Raw genomic sequence first — 6,590 nt, 5'->3', positions numbered from 1 at the left:
GATTTGCTCACATCCAGCTTTTGTTAGTTCGTCAACCTGGTGCGCCACATCCTGAAGATGCGTAGATTTACGTGCATAGCCGATTTTCATTCTTTTCTCGCTAATTAGTTATGGGGTTATTGTTATGTTGATACAGTAACGAGTTTTGTTACATGAGGGGAGTCATTTTTCGGGAGAAGTCAGGACTTTTCAAGACTGTCACAAAAACCATCGTTTTTGATACATTAATTTAACCAATAGGTTGCAGATCAAATCGCCTGTAACAGCCTTTCTGGCTGTTTGTCGTTTTCAGAAGACGGCTGCACTGAACGTCAGAAGCCGACTGCACTATAGCAGCGGAGGGGTTGGATCCATCAGGCAACGACGGGCTGCTGCCGGCCATCAGCGGACGCAGGGAGGACTTTCCGCAACCGGCCGTTCGATGCGGCACCGATGGCCTTCGCGCAGGGGTAGTGAATCCGCCAGGATTGACTTGCGCTGCCCTACCTCTCACTAGTGAGGGGCGGCAGCGCATCAAGCGGTGAGCGCACTCCGGCACCGCCAACTTTCAGCACATGCGTGTAAATCATCGTCGTAGAGACGTCGGAATGGCCGAGCAGATCCTGCACGGTTCGAATGTCGTAACCGCTGCGGAGCAAGGCCGTCGCGAACGAGTGGCGGAGGGTGTGCGGTGTGGCGGGCTTCGTGATGCCTGCTTGTTCTACGGCACGTTTGAAGGCGCGCTGAAAGGTCTGGTCATACATGTGATGGCGACGCACGACACCGCTCCGTGGATCGGTCGAATGCGTGTGCTGCGCAAAAACCCAGAACCACGGCCAGGAATGCCCGGCGCGCGGATACTTCCGCTCAAGGGCGTCGGGAAGCGCAACGCCGCTGCGGCCCTCGGCCTGGTCCTTCAGCCACCATGCCCGTGCACGCGACAGCTGCTCGCGCAGGCTGGGTGCCAAGCTCTCGGGTAACATCAAGGCCCGATCCTTGGAGCCCTTGCCCTCCCGCACGATGATCGTGCCGTGATCGAAATCCAGATCCTTGACCCGCAGTTGCAAACCCTCACTGATCCGCATGCCCGTTCCATACAGAAGCTGGGCGAACAAACGATGCTCGCCTTCCAGAAAACCGAGGATGCGAACCACTTCATCCGGGGTCAGCACCACCGGCAAGCGCCGCGACGGCCGAGGTCTTCCGATCTCCTGAAGCCAGGGCAGATCCGTGCACAGCACCTTGCCGTAGAAGAACAGCAAGGCCGCCAATGCCTGACGATGCGTGGAGACCGAAACCTTGCGCTCGTTCGCCAGCCAGGACAGAAATGCCTCGACTTCGCTGCTGCCCAAGGTTGCCGGGTGACGCACACCGTGGAAACGGATGAAGGCACGAACCCAGTGGACATAAGCCTGTTCGGTTCGTAAACTGTAATGCAAGTAGCGTATGCGCTCACGCAACTGGTCCAGAACCTTGACCGAACGCAGCGGTGGTAACGGCGCAGTGGCGGTTTTCATGGCTTGTTATGACTGTTTTTTTGTACAGTCTATGCCTCGGGCATCCAAGCAGCAAGCGCGTTACGCCGTGGGTCGATGTTTGATGTTATGGAGCAGCAACGATGTTACGCAGCAGGGCAGTCGCCCTAAAACAAAGTTAACCCAGGATGAGAACCTTGAAAGTATCATTGATGGCTGCGAAAGCGAAAAACGGCGTGATTGGTTGCGGTCCAGACATACCCTGGTCCGCGAAAGGGGAGCAGCTACTTTTTAAAGCATTGACCTACAATCAGTGGCTTCTGGTGGGTCGCAAGACGTTTGAATCTATGGGCGCACTCCCCAATAGGAAATACGCGGTCGTTACCCGCTCAGGTTGGACATCAAATGATGACAATGTAGTTGTATTTCAGTCAATCGAAGAGGCCATGGACAGGCTAGCTGAATTCACCGGTCACGTTATAGTGTCTGGTGGCGGAGAAATTTACCGAGAAACATTACCCATGGCCTCTACGCTCCACTTATCGACGATCGACATCGAGCCAGAGGGGGATGTTTTCTTCCCGAGTATTCCAAATACCTTCGAAGTTGTTTTTGAGCAACACTTTACTTCAAACATTAACTATTGCTATCAAATTTGGAAAAAGGGTTAACAAAGCTATGCAATCGACGGCAAAAAGCTTCGTTCGCTTCGCGCACTACGCCTTTTCCGCGATTGATAGCGACGTTATGTGAATATTGAAATGAGCATTCCAAAGAAAGGAAGTAGAAAAATTATCGTGGGCGAAAATGAGTTTTTGTGGCTCATTAGGTCAAAACTCACATATTCGCAGGACTGTTTAGGTACAGAAATGACTGCGGTCGTTGAACCGGATGCCGGTCCTCACTGATGAAGAAGTGAACACCGTACGGGAATCGTGCCGGCAGCTTGGAGCTATCGGCCGGAACCTCAACCAGGTGGCCAGGGCCTTGAACATCGAGTTCAGGGAAAGTGACAAGCTCAAGCAAGAGGCCATCGAAAAACTGGCCGAACGGATCGACCAGCATTTGGACCATGTGTCTGAGCTGTTCGATAAGACCTGGAGCCGGTGGCACGATTGTCATTTTCAGAAGACGACTGCACCAGTTGATTGGGCGTAATGGCTGTTGTGCAGCCAGCTCCTGACAGTTCAATATCAGAAGTGATCTGCACCAATCTCGACTATGCTCAATACTCGTGTGGGCTCTGTTGCAAAAATCGTGAAGCTTGAGCATGCTTGGCGGAGATTGGACGGACGGAACGATGACGGATTTCAAGTGGCGCCATTTCCAGGGTGATGTGATCCTGTGGGCGGTGCGCTGGTATTGTCGCTATCCGATCAGCTATCGCGACCTTGAGGAAATGCTGGCGGAACGCGGCATTTCGGTCGACCATACGACGATCTATCGCTGGGTCCAGTGCTACGCCCCGGAGATGGAGAAGCGGCTGCGCTGGTTCTGGCGGCGTGGCTTTGATCCGAGCTGGCGCCTGGATGAAACCTACGTCAAGGTGCGGGGCAAGTGGACCTACCTGTACCGGGCAGTCGACAAGCGGGGCGACACGATCGATTTCTACCTGTCGCCGACCCGCAGCGCCAAGGCAGCGAAGCGGTTCCTGGGCAAGGCCCTGCGAGGCCTGAAGCACTGGGAAAAGCCTGCCACGCTCAATACCGACAAAGCGCCGAGCTATGGTGCAGCGATCACCGAATTGAAGCGCGAAGGAAAGCTGGACCGGGAGACGGCCCACCGGCAGGTGAAGTATCTCAATAACGTGATCGAGGCCGATCACGGAAAGCTCAAGATACTGATCAAGCCGGTGCGCGGTTTCAAATCGATCCCCACGGCCTATGCCACGATCAAGGGATTCGAAGTCATGCGAGCCCTGCGCAAAGGACAGGCTCGCCCCTGGTGCCTGCAGCCCGGCATCAGGGGCGAGGTGCGCCTTGTGGAGAGAGCTTTTGGCATTGGGCCCTCGGCGCTGACGGAGGCCATGGGCATGCTCAACCACCATTTCGCAGCAGCCGCCTGATCGGCGCAGAGCGACAGCCTACCTCTGACTGCCGCCAATCTTTGCAACAGAGCCTCCGTCGCCATGCTCACCTCGCTTTGGTGCACACGAGTATTGAGCATAGTCGAGATTGGTGCAGATCACTTCTGATATTGAACTGTCAGGAGCTGGCTGCACAACAGCCATTACGCCCAATCAACTGGTGCAGTCGTCTTCTGAAAATGACACTGTTTGTATATAATCATGAAAAAATGGTGAGTAGAGTTTCAGGGTAACAGGGGATGCTTATGTCGGTTTTCCACAACTGGCTACTTGAGATCGCATGTGAGAATTACTTCGTCTACATCAAACGCCTTTCCGCCAACGATACCGGCGCAACAGGTGGTCACCAGGTAGGGCTTTATATCCCTTCAGGTATCGTTGAAAAACTCTTTCCGTCTATCAACCATACCCGTGAACTGAACCCTTCGGTTTTTCTCACCGCACATGTGTCATCGCATGATTGCCCTGACAGCGAAGCCAGGGCAATTTATTATAACAGCCGTCATTTTGGTAAAACCCGGAATGAAAAAAGGATTACCCGCTGGGGTAGAGGCAGCCCACTTCAGGATCCTGAAAATACAGGGGCTCTGACGCTCCTGGCTTTCAAGCTTGATGAGCAAGGGGGGGACTGTAAGGAAGTAAATATTTGGGTATGCGCCAGCACTGATGAAGAGGACGTCATTGAGACCGCTATTGGTGAAGTTATACCCGGAGCGCTTATATCCGGCCCCGCAGGACAGATTCTAGGCGGACTATCTCTACAGCAAGCGCCAGTAAATCATAAATATATTCTACCTGAAGACTGGCACCTGCGCTTTCCGTCGGGAAGTGAAATTATTCAGTATGCAGCCAGCCATTATGTGAAAAATTCCCTTGATCCGGATGAGCAACTTCTTGACCGCCGGCGCGTGGAGTACGACATATTTCTATTGGTTGAGGAACTGCATGTTCTGGATATCATCCGGAAAGGATTTGGCTCTGTGGATGAATTTATTGCGCTGGCCAATTCTGTCAGCAATCGCCGTAAATCCAGAGCCGGGAAGTCGCTGGAACTGCACCTGGAGCATCTATTCATTGAGCACGGCCTGCGACACTTTGCGACGCAGGCCATCACAGAAGGTAATAAAAAACCCGATTTCCTTTTCCCTTCCGCAGGGGCTTACCACGATACTGAGTTTCCCGTAGAAAATCTGCGCATGCTGGCAGTCAAGACTACCTGTAAGGATCGCTGGCGTCAGATACTGAATGAGGCCGATAAAATTCATCAGGTGCATCTGTTTACACTCCAGGAGGGAGTTTCTCTGGCTCAATATCGGGAGATGCGGGAGTCGGGTGTCAGATTGGTCGTGCCATCATCTCTGCACAAAAAATACCCGGAGGCGGTGAGAGCTGAGCTAATGACGCTAGGTGCGTTTATTGCTGAGCTGACAGGGCTTTACGCAGATATTCCATAGATTATCTCCCGGCATAAATACCGGGAGGAGCGATCAGATTCGTTCAACCTTGCACGAATCGGCATTAACCGCTTTCAGGATATAAGGTTCAAGCAGTTTGGCTACGGCTTCAAACACGGGCACCACTACGGAGTTACCGAACTGCCTGTACGACTGAGTGTCTGACACAGGAATGCGAAAAGGCCTGCCATCTACTTTTTCAAAACCCATAAGGCGCGCGCACTCTCGCGGAGTCAGCCTGCGGGGCCGATGCGCCTGATTTTCTTCGTTCGCGAAGTCTGTTTCACCTGTGGCCATATCCCAGCCACGGTCTATCAGAATTTCAGACCCGTCTTTGTGATAGCGAGCAGAAAGCGTACGGGCAATGCTTTCTTTATTTTCAGGATTAACGAGGCCAAAACCGAATCCGTTACCCTTAGCTGCGTGCTTTTTGGCGTAGTTATAGAGATACTCCCAGAGTTTCGGCGTCAGTATATATTTGCTGTCAACCACGGGTTCCAGCAGTTCGCCAAATGACGGACGCTGTTCCGGATAAAAACGACTAATATCGCGCAGGGTAAAGCCCTGGTGAATGTTCAGATCACGGCGGAAACCGACCAAAACGATACGTTCTCGGTGCTGAGGTAAAAAGTGCTTTCCGTCGATAACTTTAGGATCGTTTTTGCCCATCTCAGCTGCATCCGCAACTTCATAGCCCAGTTCGTCGAGGGTATCCATGATGACTTTAAAGGTTTTACCCTTGTCATGGCTCTTCAGGTTTTTAACGTTTTCAAGAACAAAGATGGCAGGTTTTTTTGCGCGGATAATACGCGCCACATCGAAGAAAAGCGTTCCCTGAGCCTCACATTCGAAACCATGCGCGCGCCCGAGCGAGTTTTTCTTGCTTACGCCCGCAAGGCTAAACGGTTGACAGGGGAAACCTGCTAGAAGTACATCATGATCCGGCACATGCTCATTAATGTAAGCATAGGCATCGTTTTCAGGTACTTCAGGTTTATCACTGAGCGTGACTTCACGAATATCGAGATTGAAAGTGTGTTCCTGAGCATCGTTAAACCAGTTAGCTTTATATGTGCGCACAGCCTCTTTATTCCATTCACTGGTAAAAACGCACTGGCCACCGATGGTTTCGAAGCCCTTCCGTATACCTCCAATCCCAGCAAACAGGTCAATAAACCGGAAGGCATAGTCAGGGTGATGTGCAGGCGCTTCCGGAAGCATTTTTCGTAGAAGTTCCTCTTCGGCTAACGTCAGCGTCTTAGGTGAGCACTTACCATTAATCCAGCGATTAAGAGTCTCGCGACTCCACTCATTTTTACCAACTTTTCTAAGCAGTTCAGCCACGTACTTCTGGTCATAGATTTCCAGCACCTGCCCGAGCAGCTTTTTATCATTTTCCTGTCGCAGTTGTTCTTCCGCTTCTGCTTTCTCAAGCAGATCCTGCGCCAGTAATTCAAATTCAGACATATTGCCTCCATTGGGTCTTATGGGTGAAACTGTATCACTCATTTGACCCAGATTGAATGTTTTTATCTGGATATTTAAACAGGTTTATTGTTAGGTAACGCACGTTGGCCACGCTGGAGCGTCTTCTGG

At 52.0% G+C, this 6,590-nt stretch carries 5 protein-coding genes and 3 pseudogenes; 5 read left to right on the top strand and 3 right to left on the bottom strand.

Features of this window, described 5'->3' with window-relative positions; all coding sequences use genetic code 11:
* Positions 1–482: 482 nt before the first annotated feature.
* Complete coding sequence (gene intI1 / locus ACVCAM_RS25725; protein WP_000845048.1) at positions 483–1,496, bottom strand: class 1 integron integrase IntI1; 1,014 nt, start codon at positions 1,494–1,496, stop codon at positions 483–485.
* Positions 1,497–1,651: 155 nt separating this feature from the next.
* On the opposite strand from intI1, the gene dfrA14 reads away from it, so the two are divergent.
* From dfrA14 to ACVCAM_RS25705, 4 genes and pseudogenes are all read left to right on the top strand, one after another.
* Entirely contained in the window at positions 1,652–2,125 is a 474-nt protein-coding gene (gene dfrA14, locus ACVCAM_RS25720; protein ID WP_004201280.1) for a trimethoprim-resistant dihydrofolate reductase DfrA14, read from the top strand.
* Between the two features lie 220 nt (positions 2,126–2,345).
* A pseudogene (gene mobC / locus ACVCAM_RS25715) lies at positions 2,346–2,504 on the top strand (plasmid mobilization relaxosome protein MobC); the annotation flags it as partial.
* Positions 2,505–2,562: 58 nt separating this feature from the next.
* A pseudogene (locus ACVCAM_RS25710) lies at positions 2,563–2,637 on the top strand (EAL domain-containing protein); the annotation flags it as partial.
* Between the two features lie 117 nt (positions 2,638–2,754).
* Complete coding sequence (locus tag ACVCAM_RS25705) at positions 2,755–3,519, top strand: IS6-like element IS6100 family transposase (protein ID WP_001389365.1); 765 nt, start codon at positions 2,755–2,757, stop codon at positions 3,517–3,519.
* Positions 3,520–3,658: 139 nt separating this feature from the next.
* Here ACVCAM_RS25705 and ACVCAM_RS25700 read toward each other — a convergent pair.
* A pseudogene (locus tag ACVCAM_RS25700) lies at positions 3,659–3,724 on the bottom strand (EAL domain-containing protein); the annotation flags it as partial.
* A 61-nt stretch (positions 3,725–3,785) separates the two neighbouring features.
* On the opposite strand from ACVCAM_RS25700, the gene ACVCAM_RS25695 reads away from it, so the two are divergent.
* Positions 3,786–4,994 (top strand): type II site-specific deoxyribonuclease, encoded by a 1,209-nt coding sequence (locus ACVCAM_RS25695; protein ID WP_001749969.1) that lies wholly within the window; start codon positions 3,786–3,788, stop codon positions 4,992–4,994.
* A gap of 33 nt (positions 4,995–5,027) precedes the next feature.
* On the opposite strand, the gene ACVCAM_RS25690 is transcribed toward ACVCAM_RS25695, so the two are convergent.
* On the bottom strand, positions 5,028–6,461 hold the full coding sequence (locus ACVCAM_RS25690) for a DNA cytosine methyltransferase (RefSeq protein ID WP_001288432.1): 1,434 nt from the start codon (positions 6,459–6,461) through the stop codon (positions 5,028–5,030).
* Positions 6,462–6,590: the final 129 nt, after the last annotated feature.

Source organism: Enterobacter sp. CFEC122, assembly GCF_052983755.1.
Note: the sequence above shows the minus strand (reverse complement) of the source record. Positions and strands in the feature narration are given on the sequence as shown.